Genomic DNA, 21,314 nt, shown 5'->3' on the forward strand with positions numbered 1-21,314 from the left:
TGAACCTATGATTACATATGAAGAAAAGGTTATAAAAGAACTGGAGCAGTGGAAAGCTACATTCATGAAAGATTCTTCTATGATGACACGGTTCTCAAAGAAAGTGCAGACGAAAGTACAACAGCTTATTCCGGCGAAAGTACAAAAAGTATTAACAGAAACGATTCGGATGATGGTGCAAACAATTAGTGCCGGATCGAACTTTATAAAGCCGAAATTAAAAGAGACGAACTGGTCGTTGCAAAGACGAGATGATGAAGTACGTAAAAAAATGGATGAGTATAAAAAAATAGCAGCGGCAGAAGGAGCGGGGACGGGAGCAGGCGGTATTCTCCTTGGCCTTGCTGACTTTCCGCTGTTACTCGGCATTAAAATTAAATTTTTATTCGATGCAGCAACATTGTACGGATTTGATACGAGCGATAAAGAAGAGCGCCTTTTTATCCTTCACGTTTTCCAACTTGCCTTTTCAAGTGACGACCACCGAAAAGAAATATGGAAAGCAATCGAAACGTGGGATACAGAAGAAGAAAATCATATGGACTGGGAAAAGTTCCAAACAGAGTACCGAGACTATATCGATTTAGCGAAGATGCTTCAGCTCGTCCCGGTAATCGGTGCCCCGGTCGGCGCGTATGCGAACTATCAATTACTGCAAAGACTTGGAGAAGTAACGATGAATTGTTATCGTATGCGATTGTTGAATAAGGATTAAAAACAAGGCGTCCTACATGTGTAATGTAGGACGCCTTTTCTTAGAAGCCAAGTCCGATATAGCTAACTCCAACTATAATCAATACGACAAAAAGTACAATGAGTAATGAAAATCCACTTTTGCCAGCTTGTCCAGCTTCACCGCCGCCATTACCACCACTACCGCCTTTACCACCAAGTCCCATATGATATCCTCCTTATTGTTATATATTGCTTTTGTTTTATATTTTTCTCCATTTACCAATAAATTCCTCCTGGGGCGCTAACTAACTTGAAAATCATTTCGTTTCATTTTATAATTTACTTACCGACCGGTAAGTAAAAATAAGTGAGGTACAGTATGACAAAGAATTTACAAACATCGCAAAACATTGTAGAGGCTTCATTTAAACTTATGGCAGAGCACGGCATTGAGAAGATGAGCCTTTCCATGATTGCGAAAGAGGTAGGTATTTCAAAACCGGCCATTTATTATCATTTTTCTTCTAAAGAAGCGTTAGTCGATTTTTTATTTGAAGAAATTTTCTCTGGGTATCATTTCGTGAGTTATTTCGATAAAGAGCAATATACGAAAGAAAACTTTGCAGAAAAGTTAATCGCAGATGGTTTACATATGCTCTCTGAGTATGAAGGACAAGAAGGAATACTGCGCGTCATAAATGAATTTATCGTAACTGCGGCGCGAAATGAAAAGTATCAGAAACGCTTATTTGAAATACAAGAAGAGTTTTTAAATGGTTTCCACGAATTATTGAAGAAAGGCGCGAGACTAGGCGTTGTGTCACAAGATGCAACGGAAGAAAACGCTCATACGCTAGCGCTTGTAATTGATAATATGAGTAATTACATGCTCATGGGATTTCAGTTAAAGTATAAAGAAATTTGGATTCGAAATGTGAAAAACGTCATGAAGGAGGAGTAAAGATGAAAATGCAAAAAAACTGGTGGCTCGGTTTTCTTGGATTCATTGGGGTGTATAAAATTCCAGGCATGATAGAAGCTTTTCAAGCGGATGGAAATTGGATGAAGTTAATCGGTTTCATTTGGCTACTTTGGTTCGGATATTTTATTCCTGAGAAGAAAGAAGATTGAATTTCAATTTTCTGTAAGGTTATGTAAAATATAGATTGAGACTATTCATATATTAGATTACTAGATTTGGAGTGGTTACATGGATCCATTGAAAAATGAAATTCACCCTGACATGGTCAAGGTGTGGAAAGTTCGGGCTGTAATAGAAGAAGGGATCGGTATTCTTGTCATTTTAGCTTACCTTTTCCTCATGATAAAGTTTGATTGGTGGGCGTGGATTTTGTATGTGATGATTGGGCTAACAGTTGTGTTCGCACCATTTTCGTACTTTTTATTCCCAAAACTACGTCAGCGTTATTACAGCTACCAACTAAATGAAGAAGAACTTGAAATTCAACACGGTCTTTTCGTCGTAAAGCGCGTATTAGTACCGATGATTCGTGTACAGCATGTGACGATTGAACAAGGGCCGATTATGAGAAAATACGGTTTAGCAGAATTACACATTTCAACAGCAGCAACTTCTCACAGCATCCCAGGCTTAACGATGTATGAAGCAGAAATGTTGAAAACGAAAATCGCAGAATTAGCGAAAGTGAGTGATGAGGATGTATAAGAGGCAGCATCCGATCACGATGTTATTGGAATTAAAAATAACAGATTTTATACCATTTATTATTTTTCTCCTTAGTTTAAAAGGAAAGTTCCCATTTTGGTATTTAGTTCCTATCGGTTTTGCGGTAATCACGATTGTTTCAGCTATCGTAGGCTGGTATTACAAAGTATATTGGATTGAAAATAACGTATTACATGTGAAACAAGGTCTCTTTGTGAAGAAGGAGAGCTACTTAAATAAAGAACGTGTGCAAACAATCAATACAAGCTCTAACGTGTTATATCAAATGCTTGGCTTAAAGAAAATCCAAATTGAAACAGCTGGCGGGGGCGATGATGCGGAGGTTAGCTTAGCCGGTATTACAGTAGAAGAGGCAACTGAGCTTATTGCTTTGCTAAATGAGCCAACTCTAGAAGTGAAAGCAGAAGGAACGCTAGACGAAAAAGCGGAACATGCAATAGAAAAAGAAATCGTTACAGAAGAAAAACAAACGACAGAATATAAATTGACTTGGAAAGAAATTTTACTAGCCTCTGTTACATCGGGGCAGTTTGGACTATTATTCTCGTTAATCTTTTTCGTGTATCACCAAGTAGAGGAATACATTCCGAAGTGGATAGAGAATAGCGTAAAGTCATATGTAATGCAACATGATATATATGGCTGGATTTTCATGGTAGCTATTTTACTCGTCCTTTCGTGGATTATATCTACAATCGGTTATGCGCTAAAACATGGAGATTTCACAGTAAATCGAAGAAATGACGAAGTCCGCATTTCACAAGGATTACTTGAGAAAAAAGAACTCGTCTTAAAGTTACATCGTATTCAAGGGATTACGATAAAAGAAAGTATTTTACGTCAGCCATTCGGCTATTGTGCTGTGCAAGTAGAAGTGATTCAAAGTAAGGGAACGGATGATGAAAAAGAAAAAGTTACACTGCATCCAATCATCCGAAAAGATCGAGTACAACAGTTACTCGCGCATTTACAATTACCATACGAACTGCATACAAATATGATTTCATTACCAAAAGCAGCATTACGCCGCTATCTCATTGATAGCTTCATCTTTTTCGTAATAATAGCTATCCCGCTTATTGGTATAAGTATATACTTTGAAAAGCACTTCATCATGTGGGCACTCATTCCGCTTGCGATTCTCATCTTTATACTTGGATACGCAACATTTAAAACAAATGGTTACAGTGTAAATGGAGAGCAAATTACGCTTGTATATCGTAGCATCGGAAAATATACAGGACTTGTTAGAAGAAGACACGTCCAATCAATGGAAAAGACGCAATCATACTTCCAGCGCCGCGCGGATTTATGTACGTATAAGTTTTCGAGCGCATCATCGAGTTATAAATTAGAGCATACGAGAGTAGAAGATGCGGAGAGAATGCAGGATTGGTATAAGAAGAGAATAAGTGAGAATTAAATGGAATGGCTCGTCTTTTGCGGAAGGCGGGCTGTTTTTTTATGTAAAGCTGATGGAAAATAATTTTAATTTCATATTTTCATTTTATTAATTCTATTTATTTTAATAATGTTTCTTCAAATATACGATGGTAAGGAGAAATTTTTTTGTTTTTATGAATAGAGTTCGTTCCTAAAACATTTGTTATAGGGACGTTAGTATTCTTTTAAAAGTATTCATATGATGGAGTATAGGTGGTTTATAAATCAGCAGTTTGTATTTATTACAACTTAGGATTAGAAAAGGCTGTATAATCACCCGTTAAATCGCTCATAAACGTAGCAATCGGAAGGTGGATGTGTTTCTTTTCTTAAATAAAATACTGGCAGTAAATCGATAAATATAAGTGAAAATCAGAAAAATGTCTGAAATACGGACAAGGCAATACATATATTCGAGATTGTGGTAAAATAATTGTATACCAACTTTATCCTAATTAGTAAAAATTTAGATTTCGTTTGTGATATATTTAAGCATTTGTTGTTAAATGTTGTTTTAATAATATATTTATAAGGTGGAATGGTCATGAAAAAGGAAGAATTTTTGTTGTATTCCGAAAATAGAATATTACCAACAGTTATTGAATTAGAAGGAAGATATTATCCTGCATATGCTAGTAAATTACACCCTTTTTGTATAACTACTTTGGGAGAGCATAATATTACCATCACACTTTGTGAGGCACTTAGAATTAAAAAAAAGAAAGAGCCGGTAGAAGAGTTTATGTACAGCGAAATTAGCAATATAGAGGTTTCTGTTGTTAAGAAGCCCACCGCTGTTCTTTTCCTTCCTGGGACTCGAATTAATTTAGACTTAATTCTCAATTTGAAAAATGGAAGACGACTACATTTAGAGTGCGAAACTATACGTGTTTTGCCACAAATCATAAATCTTTTTTCTAAAAAAAGTATAACGGTTAAAGATCCTTTGGATTTAGAACATATTTTTCTGTCTAAAGATTCTATTGAAGATGTCTATGAATATTTAGAGAGTAATCTTGAAAACATGGCTAAGGAAAAAGGAATAAGTATATTTCGATTAAAGCAAACTGAAGATTAATTATACATTTTAATGGATTGGAGAATTTTTAGTGGTTGAGTTTATAGGAAACCTTTTGATTATTTATTTTGTAGTTTAAGACTGATAACACTAATATACATAAATAATAGGATTCCTTTTTGATAATCAAGTGAATTAAATGCTATATAAGAAAATAACGTTGCGAAAGTTTGGAAGCAAAACCAAATCATGTTTGGGTAGATGATTCTAAATCTCCATATTATAATACGCTACAAGAAAAGCCTGTAAGAGGTAGATGGAAGTCAGCTGAAAATATGTATATCCCAGCATATGATTATGGATTCGTAATTAATTATAATACGGAATCACGTACACCATACAAAGGAAGCGCAATTTTCTTCCATGTCTCTACTTCATGGACAGAAGGATGTACAGGTGTAGATAAACAAAATGTGATTGATATTTTAAGGTGGATTGATTCAGGAAAAAATCCTGTTATTATTCAAACACCTGAAAATGAACTGATAAATTATTAAGTTAATAACCTAAAAAATTTAAGTCTACTTTCATTAGTAGGCTTTTTTGTTAAGTATGCAATTTTTGTTTTGTTGGTGTAATCCCATGCCCATAGAGCTAGCAAAATGGATTGCCCCTAAAATAATAAAAATGATATAAAATTTTCGTCTTTGGAGACAACTAATTATTAATTTGATGATTTAGTTGATTTTTTTTGTAGTTATTGAAAAACACCATAGTTTCTAGAGAGTGAACAGGGGTTTTGAATTGATTTAAAGTTGACGGAACAAAATAAAACGAATTGAGCAAAAAAACTTGCAAAACTAAAAGAGGAGTTGTATATTAATTGATGCATCAAATATTGATGTATCAATTAATGTTTTAATAAGTAAGAAGGAGGAATTTTCGAAAACGTGTTATTCAGACGATGTCGGATTTTTATATAAGCTATAAGATTAAAGCGAAGATAGAGGGGGCACAATACTGTGGAAATAATCGCAGCTATTTTAGTCGGGATCGTAGCATTAGAACATTTATTTATCATGAGCCTCGAAATGTTTTTTATGAATTCAAAAGTCGCAAAACGTGCTTTTAAATTACCGGAGCATTTAGAAGGAGATCGAAACGTAGCTATTATGTTTGCAAACCAAGGTTTATATAATGGATTTTTAGCCGTTGGTCTCATTTGGGGACTTATACTTGGTCTCAATTCAATTGGTTATATGGTTCAATTATTCTTTGTAATGTGTGTGGTAGTAGCAGCTCTGTTCGGCGGTTTCACATCTAATAAATCAATTATTGTAAAACAAGGACTTCCAGCTATATTAGCGTTGATTGCCCTTTTAATTGTGATATAGAACTAAAGCGTTTGTATAAAAGAACTCATTTTTGAAAAATACGTTATTCTTTCTTCCTATAGGCTCATAGGAAGAAAGAATAGCGTATTTTTTCTTTTTAAGGGGGTATATCCTTCAATTTAATCAAAAATGTAAATTCTTTTTTAGCGCGATTGTTATGAAAATACGTATTACATTAAGGATTGGAACCGGATTAACGCTTTAAAATATAGAAAGTGGGGAAAATAATGTAAAAAAAAACTATTGTATGTTTAAAAACCATGTGTTACATTTGTGTTACAAAATAGTTACAAACTGTAACTTATATTGCAGTTTGTTTTCTTTTTGTTTTTCGGTATGTTACAAATCGGAGTGTGTATCAAATCGTCAGAAGATATATGAAGTTCAAAAGTTTTTCTATGTGTATAAGAGTGTGTGTAGTAAAGAGCTTGGTGAGAACTTTGCGCACATTATTAAAATTCCTTTCTGTCTTTAAAAGAAGAAAACCAAATATTTAGGAGTTTTAAGTAATGATAGTAAATGAAATGTACTTCCTTTCCCGCACATAAAGTACATATTTACGCTCAGTCTAATTACTACACAGACTTTTATACATATAAAGCTATTGTTTTAGGGGATATATAGGAGGAGAAAAAATGAAAAAGTTATTAATGGTAATTGGACTTACATTTTTAATGTTAGCTGGATGTAGTAATGGGAATTTTGACAAAGTAATGGATGAAGGAAAGACCGCGTTAACGAATAAAGAGTATAAAAATGCCTTATCATCATTTGAAAAAGCACTAGATGAGAAGAAAGATGATTCAGATGCAAAGGTGCTTGTAGAACAAACAAAAGCAATGATTGAAGCTGTGAAGTTAAAAGAAGAAACAAAGGTAGAAGAATCAATCAAGTCATTTGAAAAAGTAGAGAACATGAAGGATGGAAATAGTACGTTAGTAAAACAAGCGAAGGAAGAACGAACAGCATTATTAGCTATCGTCGAACAAAAAAAGAAGTATAGCGAGCAACTAGTGAAAAGTGAAGAGTTAATAAATAAGAAAAATTACGCAGAAGCGAAAGATATATTAAATAAGCTAGTTTCAGAAACAAAAGATAACAAAAATCTTGAAGAATATAATAAAAAGGCTTCAGGATTAATTACTAAAATTGGTGAAGCAGAAAAGAATGCAACGGTAGCGAAGGCAGAAAAAACTAATGTAGCAACGAATCAAAAGGTAACAACAGAGAAGCCTCAAAAGGTAGAAGCAGAAAAGAACCAAAAGGTAACGGCAGAGAAGACTCAAAAAGTAGAAACAGAAAAGAACCAGAAGGTAACGACAGAGAAGAACCAAAAGGTAGAAACAGGAAAGACTCAAGATGCATTTACTTTTGAGAAAGCGAAAGAATATATTAAAAATGAATATAAAGAAGACTATGATTATACGCTAGAAAATACGCAAGTAGAGAATGGAAAGAAATATTATCAAATTAGAGTGCGTACGACATATAAAATAGAAGGCGCAGCTGGATCAGGATTTACTGGCGTATTTAAAGTATTTGAAGATGGTACAATTGTTGAAGTGCACTAAATTAATGGAAAGGTATCCTCAAAGTGTTTGAGGATACCTTTTTAGCGTAAAAAAAAGCATCTAGCAAAAGTACTAGATGCAAATAAAAACACAAGGGAAGACAAAATTCTTCCCTTTTCCCGTAAGTAATTATATCAAAAAATTTATAAAAAACTAGCTTTATTTTTAATATAATTGATGTGTGAAGCTATGAAAGTATAAGATTACACTATTTTTGTAGTGTTTTGTTGAAAAAGGAGCCACGTATATGATTAATTTTAAACCAGAAAATTTGAACCAACTATTAAAAGTAATGTTAATTAGTGCCAATAAGTCTTACGATGCGATTAAAGAGTATGAATGTACGGGAGAAGCAGTCGTATTCTGTGTAGACTTCGAATATATTGACGTTTCTCTTATGATTGTAGATATGCTAGGAAGATCGGCTTCTAGATTTAACATTTTGCCATTTGCTAAGCCAGATACGAATGAGATAGATTACATTCAGTTTCAAGTGCATTCCATTAATGAAGGGAATTTTAAAGAAGTTCTCGATACGATGTAAAAAACTATAATTTTACAAATATGTATATACCAACTAATATATAAGTAATACATTCATATAATTGGAGTGATGAGATGCAGCCGTTAGAAAGGGAGATTCATTCTAATATGCTGAAAGTGTGGCGAATTCATGCTTTAATTGGGGCGGCAGTTATACTAGCAGTCGTAATTGCGTATTTCTTTTTTATGATCAACTTTAATTGGTGGGGTTGGTTGTTTGGCTTGTTAGTCACAGGAGCTATTCTATTTATTCCGCTTGATTATTTTGTATTTCCAAATTTACGTCAACGCTATTATAGTTACAGATTAAATGAAGAAGAAATTGAGATTCAAAAGGGAATGTTCGTTGTAAAACGCGTGCTCATTCCGATGATTCGTGTGCAGCACGTAACGATTGAGCAAGGCCCAATTATGAGAAAGTATAATTTAGCAGAATTACATATTTCAACAGCAGCAACTTCTCATAGTATTCCAGGTTTAACGAAGGAAGAAGCAGAGCAGTTGAAAAGACAAATTGGAGAACTTGCGAAAGTGAGTGATGAGGATGTATAAGAGGCAACATCCGATCACGATTTTATTAGGTATTCGAGTTGCGACTTTGTTGCCTTTTATTTTTCTTGTTTTATTTCGATCAGATGGTGAAGTAGAACCATGGTATTTCTTGCATCTTGTTCTTTTGTTTGTATTATTCATTATGGCTATTTTCTCAGCTATAAAATGGTATTTTAAAGTGTACTGGGTTGAAAATAATATTTTACATATTAAACATGGCGTCTTTGTAAAGAAAGAAAGTTACTTAAATAAAGAACGTGTGCAAAATATTAGTACGTCTTCTAACATCATCTATCAAATATTTGGACTGACGAAATTAAATATTGAAGCGGCAGGCGGCGGTACTGAGCCAGAAGTGATGTTAGCTGGCATTAGAGAAGAGGAAGCGAAGGAACTAATTGCCTTATTACATAAAGAAAGAAGCGTTGTGAGTGAAGAAGCGCCAGCGGCAGAAGGAAGTAAGACGGTTTATCAGTTAGCTACGAAAGAAATTTTAGCAGCATCTATTACATCTGGCAGATTTGGATTAGTGTTTTCTATGTTAGTCATCCTTTACACAGAGTTTAATCAATTTCTACCAGAATGGCTCATTAATAAAGTAGAAGCGTATGTGATGGATAACGGTGTTTATGAATTAATCGTTATGGCCGCGATTTTAATGGCAATTTCGTGGGTCATTTCTACAGCTGGCTATGCGTTAAAATATGCGAACTTTAAAATAGAGCGAAAAAGAAATGAAGTTCGCATCGTACAAGGATTATTTGATAAGAAAGAGTTTGTATTAAAATTACACCGCATTCAAGCGATTACGGTGAAAGAAGGCATTCTCCGCCAGCCTTTCGGATATTGTTCTGTCGAAGTAGAAGTCATTCAAAGTATAGAAGCGGCAGGAAATGAAGTGATGCTACATCCTTTTATGAAGAAAACAGATGTGCAGCAGTTACTTACGTATTTGCAGTTGCCGTATGAAATGGAAGCGGAAATCGTTCATTTACCGAAAGCAGCATTACGTCGTTATGTCATCATGGGCTGGATTACAAGTGCCGTACTCGCTGTGCCAATCATAGGTGCGAGTATATATTTTAAACAAAATATTGCGTTATTCACTCTCATACCACTATGTATTATATTTACGTTACTTGCATACGCGCGGTATACAAGTAGTGGTTATATGATACGAGACAATCAGTTAGTCATGGTATACCGAGGACTCGCGAAATATACAGGAATCATGCGAAGAAGGCATGTGCAAGCAGTCGGATACAGTCAGTCGTATTTTCAAAAGAAAGACGAGCTATGTGCAGCTGTCGTATCAGTAGCAGGGCATCGTTATAAAGTGAAACATATGCAAAAAGAAGATGCGCTTCGTATATATAATTGGTACAAAGAAAAAGGAAACACCGGTGTGTAACGGTGTTTCCTTTTTGTGTCGTCATTTGTCGATAAGTCGATATTCTTTGTCGAATCGTCGATATATTGAAAAAATCGTTGATATATTCGAAAAATCGCCGATATATTCAGAAAATCGTCGATATAATTTCACATACCGTGACCTTCAAACTTCGAACTCCAAAACCCTAAACTAACACATCAAAAGTAGTCACGAAAGACGGACGAGAGAAAATACTCTTTTGCTGTTCTGCATGTGGATGCGCCGGAGCTTGTCCTTCTGCTTGTGCGGGGCGTTTTTTATGAGCATTTTCGAATGAACGTGATTCTGTCCAGTCTTTAAAGTTTTGCTCTGTTTCCCACATCGTTAAGATGACGTATGTATCGTTACTTAATGGGCGTAGAACGCGGATCGCTTGGAATCCTGGTTCGTTTTCAATAAGGCCTGCGCGGTTTTTAAAACGGTTTTCAAATACTGGGCGACCTTCGTCTGTTACAGAAATGTTGTTACAAACGATATAGCCAGGCTGTCCTTTAAATTCTCCAACAGCGTCTAGTACATCATACTTAAGAGATCCTTCTACAGATTCTTCTGTATTTTCTTTATAAAACATATTTTTTTCATCATTTTTTGCAGTGAAATGTGCTTGTTCTAGAGGTGTTTCGTATGAAATAATAGCCTTCATTTTAATGCCCCCTTACTTATTTGTTTCTATTATATCAACTCTCTTAAAAAACTTCGAAGATTATATACATAAAGATACTTCTTTTTCAAATAATAAATGTACCATCATTTGGAAAGAAGGCCGATGTATGAAGAAAGTAAAGTGGACTTTATTAGGTGGGTTAGCAACGCTTGTACTAGCGATTGTCCTTTATAAACTAATTGTGTTAGCTGGTGGCTATATGATGGATGAAAAGCAGCTCGTTTTCCACTCTTCATCACGTATCGTTGACCAGAAAGGGAAAGAAATTACGAAATTATACGTAGAAAATAGAGACCTCGTACCAATCGAACAAATTCCAAAATACGTGCAGCAGGCGTTTGTTGCGGTGGAAGATTCTCGTTTTTATGAGCATCAAGGAATTGATTACCCGTCTATATTTCGTGCTCTTTATAAAGACACGTTAGCTGGAGGGAAGGTCGAAGGCGGCAGTACGATTACGCAGCAACTTGCTAAAAACGTCTTTTTAACTCGTGAAAAAACATTTACGCGCAAGTTGAAGGAAGTCGCAATTTCCCTTCAATTAGAGCAAAAATATACGAAGCAACAAATTCTTGAAATGTATATGAATCATATTTATTTTGGCCATGGAGCTTACGGTATTCAAGCAGCAGCAAAGTTATATTTTAATAAAAATGTAGAAGATTTAACAGTAGAAGAAGGAGCAATGCTTGCAGGTCTTCCGAAGTCGCCAAACGGTTATTCACCTTATTTTTCTCCAGAGAAGAGTAAAGAACGCCGCGATCTCGTATTGTCACTTATGCATAAACAAGGCTATTTGACTGCCGAAGAAAGCGTACGTTATCAAGGAAAGACAATCGCTCTCTATAAAAACTTAGATGAGAATGAGCTCGCATATATGCCGTATATTGATATGGTCATAGATGAAGCAGCACGTTTATACGGATTGTCTCATCAAGAAGTGCTTCGCGGAGGATATACGTTTGTCGTACCGATGGATGAAAAAATTCAAAAGGTAGCATATAACCAGTTTCAAGATGCAAGGAATTTCCCTGGGAAAGAAGAGGGAGCGCAAGGTGCTTTTTTATTAATGGATAATCGTACAGGCGGCATTAAAGCGGCGATTGGCGGAAGAAAGTACGTTCCGAGAGGGTTCAATCGTGTTTTTGCAAAAAGACAGCCCGGTTCTGTGCTAAAACCACTTATCGTTTATGCGCCAGCACTCGAAACGAAAAAGTATAATCCGTATTCTTTATTAAAGAATGAAAGACATTCTTTTGAAGGTTATGAACCTCGAAATTATAACCATGAGTATTCGAAAGAAATGACGATGTACGATGCGATTGTAGAGTCAGCAAATGTACCAGCAGTTTCTTTATTAAATGAGTTAGGGGTAGAAGAAGGAAAGCAATATTTAGAGAAAGGAAATGTTCACATTGCTGATGCTGGCTTAAGTACAGCGCTTGGCGGATTGAAAAATGGTGTTTCAACATTTGATCTTGTGAAAATGTACCGTGCGTTTTTAGCAAATGGTGATATTATTGAGCCGCACGTTATTGATAAAGTGTTAAATAGACACGGCGCAGTCATTGGAGAGTCGCCAAAAGTAGAAACGAAAATTTTCTCGAAACAAACGGCTTGGTATATGACGAAAATGTTAGAAGGAGTTGTAAAGGAAGGGACAGCGAAAGTCGGTGTATATAGCGGGGCGTTAGCTGGGAAAACAGGTACAACTTCCTTACCAAATGACGATAATGGGGCGAGGGATATGTGGTTCGTTGGCTATACGCCAAATTTAGTAGGCGCTGTTTGGATTGGTTATGACCGCATAGATGAAGAGCATAAGTTGCAAGGAGAAAGTGCATCAGCAACAAAATTGTTTAAGAAAATTTTAACGAAAGCAAATGTAGAACAGAAAGAGCAGTTTAGGAAACCAGAAGGTGTGGAAACAATCGGTGCTCCAATTCGGCTGCGCAAGATTGAAGATGTGAAAATGAAATTAGCATTTAGCCCTTTCGGTTTATTTAAAGCGAAATTAAGCTGGACACCACTTCCAGATGAAAGAATTATGTATCGTATTTATAGAGTGGAAAATGGAATTCATACGCATGTAGGTACTGTAAATGGTGCCGGGGAATATGAGGAAAAGTTCGTTAACATCTTTTCAAAACCGAGTTTTTACGTTGTGCCATATAACACACAAACGAATCGCGAAGGAGAAAAGTCAAAAGTAGCTAAACCATAGTTTTTCTCTGTGTTATAATAAGAATGTTGTGAAAATAGTAAGCGTTTTTAAGAATGTTTGTGTCAATTTAATGAACAACGTACATAATATTATGCATTTTGTTTTTACAAGCTGTATAGTAAAAAAAGATAAATATCGAACGTATTCGAAGCATTGTGGTAAGGAAGGGAGCTAGGGTCTTGGTAAGAACTATAAATGAGACATTTTTAAAAGCATGTAGGGGGGAACGTACTGATTATGTACCAGCGTGGTATATGCGTCAAGCAGGTCGTTCGCAGCCGGAATATAGAAAGATAAAAGAAAAGTATTCTTTATTTGAAATTACACATAATCCAGAGTTATGTGCTTACGTTACAAAACTGCCAGTTGATCAGTATAACGTAGACGCAGCAATTCTTTATAAAGATATTATGTCACCACTACCTGCAATTGGTGTGGATGTAGAAATTAAATCAGGTATTGGCCCAGTTATTGATAATCCAATCCGTTCTTTACAAGACGTAGAAAAACTAGGGGAAATCAATCCAGAAGATGACGTACCGTACATATTAGATACAATTCGTTTATTAACGACTGAAATGCTAGACGTACCGTTAATCGGTTTTTCAGGAGCTCCATTTACGTTAGCGAGCTATATGATTGAAGGCGGTCCATCTCGTAACTACCATAATACGAAAGCGTTTATGTATGCAGAGCCGAAAGCTTGGTTCGCTTTAATGGATAAGCTAGCAGATATGGTTATTACATATTTAAAAGCGCAAATTAACGCAGGAGCAAAAGCAGTTCAAATTTTCGATTCTTGGGTTGGAACAGTAAACGTAGCAGATTATCGCGTATTTATTAAACCGGCAATGGAGCGTATTTTTGCAGAAGTTCGCACGATGGGTGTACCGATGATTATGCACGGCGTAGGAGCTGCACACTTAGTAAATGAATGGCACGACTTACCGCTTGATGTAGTCGGTTTAGACTGGCGTTTACCAATTGAAGAAGCACGTGCACGCGGCGTTCACAAGGCGGTACAAGGTAATATGGATCCTTCGTTCTTACTTGCACCATGGTCTGTTATTGAAGAACATGTAAAAGGTATTTTAGATCAAGGGATGAAACAGCCGGGTTATATCTTTAACTTAGGTCATGGTGTATTCCCAGAAGTAAATCCAGATACATTAAAACGTTTAACTACATTTATTCATGAATACTCTAAAGGGCAGTTAGCGAAGTAAAGGAGAATTGCTGTATGAAAAAGAAAATTGGTTTGCTTGTAATGGCATACGGAACGCCATATAAAGAAGAAGATATTGAACGTTACTATACACATATTCGCAGAGGAAGAAAGCCAAGTCCTGAAATGCTAGAAGATTTAACAGAGCGTTACCGTGCAATTGGTGGTATTTCTCCTTTAGCTACTATTACATTAGAGCAAGCTAAGAAGTTAGAGAAGCGTTTAAATGAAGTACAAGATGAAGTCGAGTACCATATGTATCTTGGCTTAAAACATATTGAACCGTTCATTGAAGATGCGGTGAAAGATATGCATAACGACGGTATACAAGATGCAATCGCACTTGTTCTTGCGCCGCACTATTCTACGTTTAGCGTAAAATCATACGTTGGACGAGCACAAGAAGAAGCTGAGAAACTTGGAAACTTAACAATTCATGGCATCGATAGCTGGTATAAAGAACCGAAATTTATCCAGTATTGGGTTGATGCAGTGAAAGGTATATATAGCGGTATGTCAGACGCAGAACGTGAAAAAGCAGTATTAATCGTATCAGCTCATAGCTTACCAGAAAAAATTATCGCAATGGGCGATCCCTATCCAGATCAATTAAATGAAACAGCGGACTATATTGCAAGAGGCGCTGAAGTAGCAAACTATGCAGTAGGTTGGCAAAGTGCAGGAAACACACCAGATCCTTGGATTGGTCCAGATGTACAAGATTTAACGAGAGAACTAAATGAAAAGCACGGTTATACTTCATTCGTATATGCACCAGTTGGATTTGTTGCGGAACATTTAGAAGTTTTATATGACAACGACTTTGAGTGTAAAGTGGTAACGGATGAAATTGGCGCGAAATATTATCGTCCAGAAATGCCAAACGCATCGGATGCATTTATTGACTGCTTAACAGATGTTGTAGTAAAGAAAAAAGAATCTGTACTGTAAGAAGAAAGGGGGAGCCTGCTTGAGGAAAAAAGTTGTGATCATCGGCGGAGGCATCACTGGATTAACAGCAATGTATAACTTACAAAAAAATATTCATGAAAAAAACTTGCCGATTGATACATTACTGATAGAAGCATCGGGTAAACTTGGCGGAAAAATTCAAACCGTTCGAAAAGATGGATTTACAATTGAGCGCGGACCGGATTCTTTCTTAGCACGAAAAGAAAGTGCAGCTAGATTAGTGAAAGAATTAGGTCTTGGCGATGAACTTGTAAATAATGAGGCCGGTCAATCATTTATCCTCGTAAACAATCGGTTACATAAAATGCCGAATGGATCAATGATGGGAATTCCAACGCAAATTACGCCGTTTCTATTTTCCAGGCTGTTCTCCCCAATTGGTAAACTAAGAGCTGGTTTTGATCTATTAATGCCGAGGTCAAAGCCAGTATCTGACCAATCACTCGGGCACTTTTTCAGACATCGCCTCGGAAATGAAGTGGTTGAAAATTTAATAGAACCATTACTATCGGGTATTTATGCAGGGGATATTGATGAAATGAGCTTAATGTCAACATTCCCGCAAATGTATCAAATTGAGCAGAAACATCGCAGTATTTCACTCGGTATGCGTACGCTCGCTCCGAAAGAAGAGAAAGCTGAACCGAAAAAAGGAATCTTCCAAACAGTGAAAACAGGTTTAGAATCTATTGTAGAATCTCTCGAAGCAAAGATGCATGAAGGTACGATAATAAAGGGAACTCGCATTGAAAAAGTTGCAAAACAGGGTGATGGCTATACGATTACTCTTAGTAACGGAAAAGAAATAGAAGCGGACGCGGTCGTAGTGGCAAGTTCACATAAAGTATTGCCATCTATGTTTGCACAGTACAAGCAGTTTCGTTTCTTCCGCAACATTCCGTCCACATCAGTTGCGAATGTAGCAATGGTTTTCCCGAAATCAGCCATTCAGCGAGATATTGATGGTACAGGATTTGTTGTCTCTCGAAATAGTGATTACACAATTACAGCATGTACGTGGACGCATAAAAAGTGGCCACATACAACGCCAGAAGGAAAAACGCTTCTTCGATGTTACGTTGGACGACCTGGTGATGAAGCAGTTGTAGAACAAACAGAAGAGGAACTCGTTCAGCTCGTACTAGAAGACTTACGAAAGACGATGGATATTACAGAGAATCCAGAGTTTACAGTCGTAAGCCGTTGGAAAGAAGCAATGCCCCAATATACAGTAGGCCATAGCGAGCGAATGAAGAAACTCACAACATTTATGGAGAAAGAGTTGCCAGGTATATACTTGGCAGGTAGTTCTTACGCTGGTTCTGGTCTGCCGGACTGTATTGATCAAGGTGAGAGGGCTGCAAAGCGTGTACTCTCTCATTTGGAGAAAGTAATGAATACGGAATTAATCGCACAGTAAAGAGAAACGCCTTCAATCATATTGAAGGCGTTTTGTTACTTATTCACCAATAAACATATATAAGTTATTTGGCTTTATAACGGCATCTCCTGCATAAATAACCCATTCTGTTAAGTCATCAAAATCTAAATGATAACTATTTCCTTCACTCATATCTTCTATAAAATATGGTTCATTAATGAGTATTCCTTGAATAAAGTCTTCCGTAATATGTTGCATTTCAAACCACATATGCTCGCTTTTATCCTCTTCATAGGAAACGCCAAACTTAGCGAGAAAACGAAACTCCTCATTTGATTGTTCAATTTGAAAAATGTTGCTGAAATACCCGAAAGTATTCTTCGCATTGTAAGCCATACGAGCCGTTTCACTATTTGTTTTATAGAACATGAGCCCTGTAGCTTCCTCGTGTTCTTTGAAAAAGCTTTCGATACATTCTTCTGAAGTATCAAATTTGAACAAGAGAACAGATGGCGATTGATGGTATTCATCTCGGTCATCCATCCCGCCTAAGAATGTGTTTTGTGCATCTATTGGTTGTAGCTTCACTTCTTCATTCTCAATTGAAGATAATTGATCTATACTCGTTTTATGCCCAATATAAGATAATCCTTTTTCCCACGGAACAGCTACGGTATGTATAGAGCCTTGCTGACTATGTGCGATAACGATAGGCTCATTCATAGGGACTTGTCCATTTTCAACGGCATTATTCGCAAATGTTTGAAAGAGGTCACCAATGCCATAGTAGGAAGGAATGCGATTTGGAATAATTAATTCTATTTCTGTTACGCCCGCTCTTAAAAGGCCGTGTGTATGAAACCAATATTGCGTAGGCTCGCCTTCTTTATCGTCTTCATAAACGGAATGAATAACGTACAAGTCAGGAATGTCAGGTAATAATTCATTTTCAACGTGATATTCAATATAGCTTCTAGATATTACCTTCATTGCTGCACTTGAATCAATTACAAATAACAAATCTGGCGCAAGGTTCCATAAAAAATGTAACTGCTGGAAAAAGCAGTCCAGCACATCGCCTACAAATAGCGTACGGGTGAAAATTTCAGTCCCGAAAGCCGCATCTTCAAAATTACGATCTACGATTGTAGAATCTTGTCTATTGTACAGTTTATATTCTTCTGGGTCATTCGCCTCATCAATATGCAGTTCATACGGTATGACTTTTTCATCCATATGTAACTCAACAATAAGGCTTGTCTCATCACTATAAACAACTTTTAACTCATCAACTTTAGTAGCGATAGTTTCTAGCCGTTGTTTTAACTGCTCAATTGTAATTCTAGTCGGTATAACAGCAATCATATCTGAAAAATGACGTTCTAATGTTCCATTCATAGCTGCGCGGTATGTTTCTGTTTGTACTTCCATCCAATCACTCCTATTCAAATGAATCCATTTTACATGCCAATGAAATATCGATATTTTCTGTTTTCTCTCTCTAACATTATAGAGTGCATTCGTAGAAAGTGTAAAATTATTATTTTGTATTATAGTTTGAAAACGAGTAAATTAGATTAATTTTTTGTAAAACTTGTCGAAATATCATTCTATATAACGAATCATTTGATATGATAGACATGCTGAGAAAATATGAAATAGGGAGAGGAAAATGGCTGTGAAGAAATTGTTAAGTATCTTTTTATCATTCATACTATTGCTTTCATTTACTGGAACTTTAGTACAAGCAGAAGAAACTACTTCTATGTCAGTAGAAAAAGCAATTCAAGTATTTAAGCAGCAAGGGAAAACGAAGGGGACAGTGGAAGGGTATATCGTCGGATATACGCAAAGTCCTTCGAAATACACGAAAGATCCGGCTAAGTTTGATGATACAAACGTAGCAATTGCTGATTCGCCAAATGAAACGAATCCAGACAAAATCATGCCTGTTCAGTTACCAAAAGGCGATGTGAGAGCGGCAGTAAACGTGAAAGATCATCCTGAAAATATCGGGAAGAAAGTTAGTTTAACAGGGACGCTTGAATTATATTTTAGTAGCCCAGGTTTAAAATCAGTAACAGCTCATAAGTTTCAAGGGGAAGAACAAAACCGTGTTAGTGATGTAGTAGCTTCACCGAATGGAGGAGAAGTTGCGAAAGGAACAGCAGTAACGTTAACAACGAATACAGAAGGAGCAACAATCTATTACACGTTAGATGGCTCTAACCCTACAAATAAAAGTGTTCGTTATAACGGACAAATTATCGTGAATGAAAATAGTGTGATTAAAGCAATTGCAGAGAAAGAAGGGCTTACTTCTTCAGCGATTTCAACATTTTCATTTGTTATCGTAAACAATGAACCAGTTCGTATTCATGATATTCAAGGAAAATCACATATTTCTCCTTACAACGGGAAGAAAGTATACAATGTGGAAGGCGTTGTAACAGCGCTTGATAAAAATGGTTTTTATATAGAAGATAATCAGCCAGATAATGATCCAGCTACTTCAGAAGGTATGTATGTGTACAAAAAGGATGCGAATGTAGCAGTAGGAGATCTTATTCAAGTTGATGGAGTAGTAGAAGAATATGTTGGGCCTGGATATGCAGAAAGGTTTGACACAGACTTAACGACGACTGAAATTAAAGCGAGCCGCGTTGCTGTAATCGCAAAAGATCAAGTTTTACCAGCACCGATTGTACTTGGAGAAAACGGTGTGAAAATTCCTGATCAAATTATCGATAATGATGCATTTGGTTTATTTGATCCAAATGAAGATGCAATCGATTTTTATGAAAGTATAGAAGGTATGCGCGTTACGATGCCAACGCCCAAAATTATTGCACCTCAGAAAAACGGGAATTTATATGTAACAGTGAAAAATGGCGGGAATAAAGTTGTAACGAAATATGGCACACCTGTATTAGATGAAAATCAATTAAACCCAGAGCGTCTTTCTGTAAAAGTACCTCGTGATTATGTAGCAAAAGTAGGAGATACTTTCACAGGAGATATAACAGGAGTAGTCGGATATGATTACGGTGCGTTCCGCATTGCGCCAATAACGGAATTACCATCTGTAATAGACGGCGGATTTAAGCAAATAGGAGCAAATATTCAGCCGCGTCTTGATAAGTTAACGGTTGCTACATATAATATTGAAAACTTCTCGGCGAATAAAAAAGAAACAACAGATGAAAAAGTAAAAGCGTTAGCGTATTCTATTAAATACAATTTAAAAATGCCGGATATTATCGGTGTAGAGGAAATGCAAGATAATAACGGAACGGTTAATGACGGTACAACAGATGCTTCGTTAAGCGCAAAACGTATCATTGATGCAGTGCTAGAAATTCGCGGGCCAAAGTATGAGTATGTAGAAATTGCTCCGAATAATAATTTAGACGGGGGAGCACCAGGCGCTAACATTCGCGTCGGGTTCTTCTATAACCCATCACGCGTGAAATTAGCGACAGTACCGAAGTTGCTTGATAAAAACGTTGTCCGTATTGGAGACGAAAACCCATTGTTTGAAAGTACACGTAAACCGTTAGCGGCAGAATTTACGTTCCAAGGGCAAAATTTAGTTGTTGTTGCAAATCACTTAAACTCAAAAATAGGAGATGCAACACCATTTGGAAAAGTACAGCCGCTCGTATTAAAAAGTGAAGAAAAACGAGTTCAATTAGCACAAGAAGTAAACAATTTCGTACAAGGTATTCAGAAAAAGAATACGAATGCACCAGTTGTTGTGTTAGGGGATATGAACGATTTTGAGTTCGCTAAACCACTAAAAACATTAGAGGGAACAAACTTAAAAAATATGTTAAACACAGTGCCAAAAGAGAACCGCTACACGTACATCCATGAAGGAAATGCACAAGTGTTAGATCATATTTTAGTAACAAACAACATCGCACCGCACACAATCGTAGATCCATTACACTTAAACTCAAACATTATGAAAGAACACGGACGTGTAAGTGACCACGACCCAGTACTTGCTCAAATTGATTTGAAGAAAGCTTCTTAAATAGTTGAGAAAGAGCGCTTAGAGATATACTGAGCGTTCTTTTTCTGTAAAAATCATGTTAAAATTATTTAAAAATTCAGTATTATTAACGAGGAGGTTGAAGATGCAAGCATGGTTAAATGGAAAATTAATGAATCAGCTTGCAATTTTTTTTAGTACAATCGTCATGCTTCAATTTGTAGCGGAGGTAATAGGACTTACGCAAAGTTTAGATATTACATATAACTTAATACATACAGCGGCATCTTATATAACATTTAGTTTGGCAGTTATTTTTACTTTAATTGGCGCAAGAAGAGAATTAAGTAAATATGCAATTATTTCATTATGTTTAGTGGTAGGTATTAAAGCGATTTATTTTGTAGCGGTCGTTATTTTATGGGGATTGGCTGGTACGCCGTAAAGGGGAGGGTGATGATATGAATAGTGAAAATATACGATTGATACATGTAAATGATAATAAGAGCGTAATT

At 36.3% G+C, this 21,314-nt stretch carries 20 protein-coding genes and 1 pseudogene; 18 read left to right on the forward strand and 3 right to left on the reverse strand.

The window, feature by feature from the left end; genetic code table 11:
- Positions 1-7: 7 nt before the first annotated feature.
- A complete protein-coding gene (gene ecsC, locus EGX95_RS04175) occupies positions 8-715 on the forward strand; it encodes an ecs operon protein EcsC (protein ID WP_000634128.1) in 708 nt (235 codons plus the stop codon).
- Between the two features lie 40 nt (positions 716-755).
- Here the strand turns inward: ecsC and EGX95_RS04180 are convergent, their stop codons facing one another.
- Positions 756-899: a YjcZ family sporulation protein gene (locus tag EGX95_RS04180; RefSeq protein WP_000522746.1), complete on the reverse strand. Its 144-nt coding sequence runs from the start codon at positions 897-899 to the stop codon at positions 756-758.
- Positions 900-1,054: 155 nt separating this feature from the next.
- On the opposite strand from EGX95_RS04180, the gene EGX95_RS04185 reads away from it, so the two are divergent.
- The 11 genes and pseudogenes from EGX95_RS04185 to EGX95_RS04230 all read left to right on the forward strand — a co-directional run bounded on the left by EGX95_RS04185 (position 1,055) and on the right by EGX95_RS04230 (position 10,315).
- A complete protein-coding gene (locus EGX95_RS04185) occupies positions 1,055-1,636 on the forward strand; it encodes a TetR/AcrR family transcriptional regulator (RefSeq protein WP_000164850.1) in 582 nt (193 codons plus the stop codon).
- Between the two features lie 2 nt (positions 1,637-1,638).
- Entirely contained in the window at positions 1,639-1,806 is a 168-nt protein-coding gene (locus EGX95_RS30230) for a hypothetical protein (protein ID WP_000783813.1), read from the forward strand.
- Between the two features lie 79 nt (positions 1,807-1,885).
- A complete protein-coding gene (locus EGX95_RS04190) occupies positions 1,886-2,362 on the forward strand; it encodes a PH domain-containing protein (protein WP_000371358.1) in 477 nt (158 codons plus the stop codon).
- Positions 2,355-3,806, forward strand: coding sequence for a PH domain-containing protein (locus EGX95_RS04195; protein ID WP_000278189.1), 1,452 nt, complete (start codon positions 2,355-2,357; stop codon positions 3,804-3,806). The genes EGX95_RS04190 and EGX95_RS04195 overlap by 8 nt, the downstream gene beginning before the upstream one ends.
- Before the next feature lie 564 nt (positions 3,807-4,370).
- Positions 4,371-4,904, forward strand: coding sequence for a hypothetical protein (locus tag EGX95_RS04200; protein ID WP_000711253.1), 534 nt, complete (start codon positions 4,371-4,373; stop codon positions 4,902-4,904).
- A 182-nt stretch (positions 4,905-5,086) separates the two neighbouring features.
- A pseudogene (locus tag EGX95_RS04205) lies at positions 5,087-5,401 on the forward strand (L,D-transpeptidase family protein); the annotation flags it as partial.
- 465 nt (positions 5,402-5,866) lie between these two features.
- Positions 5,867-6,238, forward strand: a complete 372-nt coding sequence (locus EGX95_RS04210) for a DUF1304 domain-containing protein (RefSeq protein ID WP_000402494.1) — start codon at positions 5,867-5,869, stop codon at positions 6,236-6,238.
- 635 nt (positions 6,239-6,873) lie between these two features.
- Positions 6,874-7,809: a hypothetical protein gene (locus EGX95_RS04215; RefSeq protein WP_000735179.1), complete on the forward strand. Its 936-nt coding sequence runs from the start codon at positions 6,874-6,876 to the stop codon at positions 7,807-7,809.
- 247 nt (positions 7,810-8,056) lie between these two features.
- Positions 8,057-8,353 (forward strand): hypothetical protein, encoded by a 297-nt coding sequence (locus EGX95_RS04220; RefSeq protein ID WP_000606815.1) that lies wholly within the window; start codon positions 8,057-8,059, stop codon positions 8,351-8,353.
- Between the two features lie 74 nt (positions 8,354-8,427).
- Positions 8,428-8,904: a PH domain-containing protein gene (locus tag EGX95_RS04225; protein WP_001182705.1), complete on the forward strand. Its 477-nt coding sequence runs from the start codon at positions 8,428-8,430 to the stop codon at positions 8,902-8,904.
- Complete coding sequence (locus EGX95_RS04230) at positions 8,897-10,315, forward strand: PH domain-containing protein (protein ID WP_000278156.1); 1,419 nt, start codon at positions 8,897-8,899, stop codon at positions 10,313-10,315. The genes EGX95_RS04225 and EGX95_RS04230 overlap by 8 nt, the downstream gene beginning before the upstream one ends.
- A 166-nt stretch (positions 10,316-10,481) precedes the next feature.
- Here EGX95_RS04230 and hmoB read toward each other — a convergent pair whose 3' ends face one another.
- Positions 10,482-10,979, reverse strand: a complete 498-nt coding sequence (hmoB, locus tag EGX95_RS04235; RefSeq protein WP_000644055.1) for a heme-degrading monooxygenase HmoB — start codon at positions 10,977-10,979, stop codon at positions 10,482-10,484.
- Between the two features lie 127 nt (positions 10,980-11,106).
- Between hmoB and EGX95_RS04240 the strand changes: the two genes are divergently transcribed.
- From EGX95_RS04240 to hemY, 4 genes are all read left to right on the forward strand, one after another.
- Positions 11,107-13,224, forward strand: coding sequence for a transglycosylase domain-containing protein (locus tag EGX95_RS04240; protein WP_000756269.1), 2,118 nt, complete (start codon positions 11,107-11,109; stop codon positions 13,222-13,224).
- 179 nt (positions 13,225-13,403) lie between these two features.
- Positions 13,404-14,450: a uroporphyrinogen decarboxylase gene (gene hemE, locus EGX95_RS04245; protein ID WP_000252614.1), complete on the forward strand. Its 1,047-nt coding sequence runs from the start codon at positions 13,404-13,406 to the stop codon at positions 14,448-14,450.
- Positions 14,451-14,464: 14 nt separating this feature from the next.
- Complete coding sequence (hemH, locus tag EGX95_RS04250) at positions 14,465-15,400, forward strand: ferrochelatase (protein WP_000726786.1); 936 nt, start codon at positions 14,465-14,467, stop codon at positions 15,398-15,400.
- 19 nt (positions 15,401-15,419) lie between these two features.
- Positions 15,420-16,841, forward strand: coding sequence for a protoporphyrinogen oxidase (gene hemY / locus EGX95_RS04255; RefSeq protein ID WP_001228068.1), 1,422 nt, complete (start codon positions 15,420-15,422; stop codon positions 16,839-16,841).
- A 39-nt stretch (positions 16,842-16,880) separates the two neighbouring features.
- Here the strand turns inward: hemY and EGX95_RS04260 are convergent, their stop codons facing one another.
- Entirely contained in the window at positions 16,881-18,233 is a 1,353-nt protein-coding gene (locus EGX95_RS04260; RefSeq protein ID WP_000453737.1) for a DUF4026 domain-containing protein, read from the reverse strand.
- A 241-nt stretch (positions 18,234-18,474) separates the two neighbouring features.
- Here EGX95_RS04260 and EGX95_RS04265 point away from each other — a divergent pair, with 241 nt between their 5' ends.
- On the forward strand, positions 18,475-20,841 hold the full coding sequence (locus EGX95_RS04265; protein ID WP_000279233.1) for a DUF6359 domain-containing protein: 2,367 nt from the start codon (positions 18,475-18,477) through the stop codon (positions 20,839-20,841).
- Between the two features lie 103 nt (positions 20,842-20,944).
- Positions 20,945-21,244 carry a hypothetical protein gene (locus tag EGX95_RS04270; RefSeq protein WP_001149499.1) on the forward strand — a complete coding sequence of 100 codons (300 nt, stop codon included), beginning with the start codon at positions 20,945-20,947 and terminating at the stop codon, positions 21,242-21,244.
- Positions 21,245-21,314: the final 70 nt, after the last annotated feature.

Origin of the sequence: Bacillus sp. FDAARGOS_527, assembly GCF_003812125.1 — a bacterium.
GTDB classification, from domain to species: Bacteria; Bacillota; Bacilli; order Bacillales; family Bacillaceae_G; genus Bacillus_A; species Bacillus_A paranthracis.